Annotated in this window: 2 protein-coding genes and 1 pseudogene; 2 read left to right on the top strand and 1 reads right to left on the bottom strand. The window is 62.5% G+C overall.

Features of this window, described 5'->3' with window-relative positions:
• Positions 1-111 precede the first annotated feature (111 nt).
• Positions 112-356, top strand: a pseudogene (locus VQ042_RS25145) (IS630 family transposase); the annotation flags it as partial.
• Between the two features lie 283 nt (positions 357-639).
• Here the strand turns inward: VQ042_RS25145 and VQ042_RS25140 are convergent.
• Positions 640-1,179: a transglutaminase-like cysteine peptidase gene (locus VQ042_RS25140; protein ID WP_331822982.1), complete on the bottom strand. Its 540-nt coding sequence runs from the start codon at positions 1,177-1,179 to the stop codon at positions 640-642.
• Positions 1,180-1,739: 560 nt separating this feature from the next.
• On the opposite strand from VQ042_RS25140, the gene VQ042_RS25135 reads away from it, so the two are divergent.
• Positions 1,740-2,345, top strand: coding sequence for a hypothetical protein (locus VQ042_RS25135; RefSeq protein WP_331822981.1), 606 nt, complete (start codon positions 1,740-1,742; stop codon positions 2,343-2,345).
• Positions 2,346-2,845: the final 500 nt, after the last annotated feature.

Raw genomic sequence — 2,845 nt, 5'->3', positions numbered from 1 at the left:
ATATCTTTCTTCATGGCGTTGCTCTCCGAAGTGGATTCGACACCCCGAGCCTACCGGCTCAAGGCGGGCAACGCCGCCACTTCAGAAGTTCAACATCGATCGGGACATCCCCATCCCCGCTGGGTGTTCCACTTCACACCAACCTGCGGGCCTTGGCTCAACGCTGTCGAGAACTTCTTCTCGTCCTCACCCGCCGAGCGATGCGGCGGAGCGTTTTTAACTCCGCAGCTGACCTCCAGGATACCATCCGCGCCTTTATCCGACGCCAGAATACCACCCCCCAGCCATTCGTCTGGACCAAGCCGGCAGAGACAATCCCGGCAAAACTCCGAGCGTCGCGTGTAGCTTCTGACTGAGTCAGTGCAGTAGCCCCACCCTGCGGCGTTCCTCGCCTCGTTCGCCGCCTAGACGGCAACTCCGATGGTGGTGCTCGGCGGTAATTTCCTTCGCGCGCCTTGGGTCAATAGCCGCGGATTGTTATGTCATTATCAAGCGTCGATGACAGGAGCTGCGGTCGCGGTACCGGTGTAGCAACGCCAGTAGTCTCGGCCACTATGCAGCGAAAGCCCTTGCGCCATCGCGGTCAGAGATCATCCGATCGTCTCCCATCAAATCCTGTCATGTCACCGGCGCAGCGCATCAGACTCGCTGCCACTGACTGCCATCCGTCTGAGATTGCCTCGCGAAATAGCGATATGGCGTGGAAGACCAGTCCTTCACCCGGTTCACGCGATTGTCCAGCACGAGATCGCCGTTGCTGGTGCGCACTGTCAGCACGGTATGGCCTTCGTTACCCATGGTCGCCACCGTCAACAAGAGGACAGAGGCAGGCCAGCCTCGCTTCATTAGCTCGGCCTTTTTAAGGATAGCGAAGTCTTCGCAATCGCCCTCAGTGGCCGGCAGTTCCCACTTATCCGCACCGGTATTCCCAGGATCGGCGCGCTCTCGGATCCGGCGGTTGACGGATTTGTTCACGCGTTCGAGTTGCGCATGCAGCTGCGGCGTCAGATCGACCAATTTCTTCTCGCCTTGCGTACCGCACAATACGGGCTCATTGGCGCAGAATGAATAGAAAGCAGGCGGAGCGAAGGCGCGGCCGGAAGTCGTCATCGCCGGGCCCGAGGGCATGGCTTGGCTAGGATAGGCGAAACCCCGCGCGCTCAGCGCACCTGTTTCCATGGTTTGACTGCAGCCTGCCAATGCTAAGGCCACCACAAGCGTCGCTGAACGAATCATCGTTTTCCCTCTCGCAAGCCTCCCCCTACATTAAGAGAAAGCCTAGCTCAATTGATGCGTCCCATTGATATAAATCGATTGGCGTACTTAACAAATCGATACTATCAGTCGTAACTTCGAATTACGCACCATTCAGGGGACTGGAGCGCATTTTTTTTCCAATGGAGGAAGTGATGCAACAGTACCCCAGTATTCGTTTGAGCAAGCGCTCCAGGGCTCTGCTCCTTTCAGCGGCGGTCGCAGCGGCTTCTTGGCCGACGGCGGCGGAAGCGCAACAAACCATCCGACCGCGGCTGGCGCTTGCGCAGTGTCAGCCGCTGACCCAAGCCAACTTCGCGCTTTGCTGCATCGCCAGCAACCGGGCCAGCATTCTCAGCTCGGAACAGATTGCTCAATGCCCGCCAATTACCACCTCGCTGATCTCTACGATTCTGAGAAACGGCTCCGATGGAAATGGAGCAGGGTCAGTTATCGGGCGCAGCAGCGGACCCAGAATAGGATCGGTGAACGGGCCCGGCAATGGCAACGGGCCCGGCAATGGTGACGGGTCCGGCAATGGCAATGGGTCCGGTGGCGGCGGCGGTAACGGTAACGGTAACGGGTCCGGCAATGGCGATGGGTCCGGTGGCGGCGGCGGTAACGGTAACGGTAACGGGTCCGGCAATGGCAATGGGTCCGGTGGCGGCGGCGGCACGGGCGGCTCCAGCGGCGGCGACAGCGGCAACGCGTCCGGTGGCGGCGGCACGGGCGGCTCCAGCAGCGGCGACAGCGGCAACGCGTCCGGTGGCGGCGGCACGGGCGGCTCCAGCGGCGGCGACAGCGGCAACGCGTCCGGTGGCGGCGGCACGGGCGGCTCCAGCGGCGTCGACACCGGCAACGCGTCCGGAGGCGGCGGCACGGGCGGCTCCAGCAGCGGCGACAGCGGCAACGCGTCCGGTGGCGGCGGCACGGGCGGCTCCAGCGGCGGCGACAGCGGCAACGCGTCCGGTGGCGGCGGCACGGGCGGCTCCAGCGGCGGCGACAGCGGCAACGCGTCCGGTGGCGGCGGCACGGGCGGCTCCAGCGGCGGCGGCGGCGGAGGAGGACCTGGAGGCGGCGCCGGCGGCTAAGGAAAACACCTAACCTAAAGGAGTGAGTGTTGTTTCATCTCATTTCTGCGGACTGTGGAGAAACCCCGGGCTCTGCCCGGGGTTTTGCGTTGCCCAGCTCTTTTTCCCTCAGGCTATCAGCTCGACCTCGTCACCTCGTACGCTACGCGGCGAAGCAGAAGCTTCAGCCATACGGACGAGGCGGTCGGGGAATTTTATGCCGTTCCCCGATGTGGCGAGGACAAGTCTGTAGACGCAGAGAAGGTTTGGCGGCAATTGCCCTGTCGGACCATTGCCGCTGGGTCGGACCATTGCCGCCGGTTTAGACGCCGAGTTGGGCGCGGGGTTCAGCAAAGGTAACCTCGACCTGCCAGCGTCGAACGAACAGCGATGATATCGGCGGGATCGAGGTACGCATCCGGCCTGGACCGCGGGGAGCAGATTTTTTTGTTTCAGAGCGGTTTCAGGCTTGCGTCTTTCGGCTTGACCCGTTGACGAGTTGCCGGGAGGTCGTGCGCGAG

It is taken from the genome of Aurantimonas sp. A2-1-M11, from assembly GCF_036549475.1.
Lineage (GTDB): Bacteria > Pseudomonadota > Alphaproteobacteria > Rhizobiales > Rhizobiaceae > Aurantimonas.
Note: the sequence above shows the minus strand (reverse complement) of the source record. Positions and strands in the feature narration are given on the sequence as shown.

What these genes read in the sequence shown, in the direction of transcription:
- VQ042_RS25140 (WP_331822982.1), bottom strand. Translation starts at nt 1,179, where the DNA reads ATGGAAACAGGTGCGCTGAGCGCGCGGGGTTTCGCCTATCCTAGCCAA.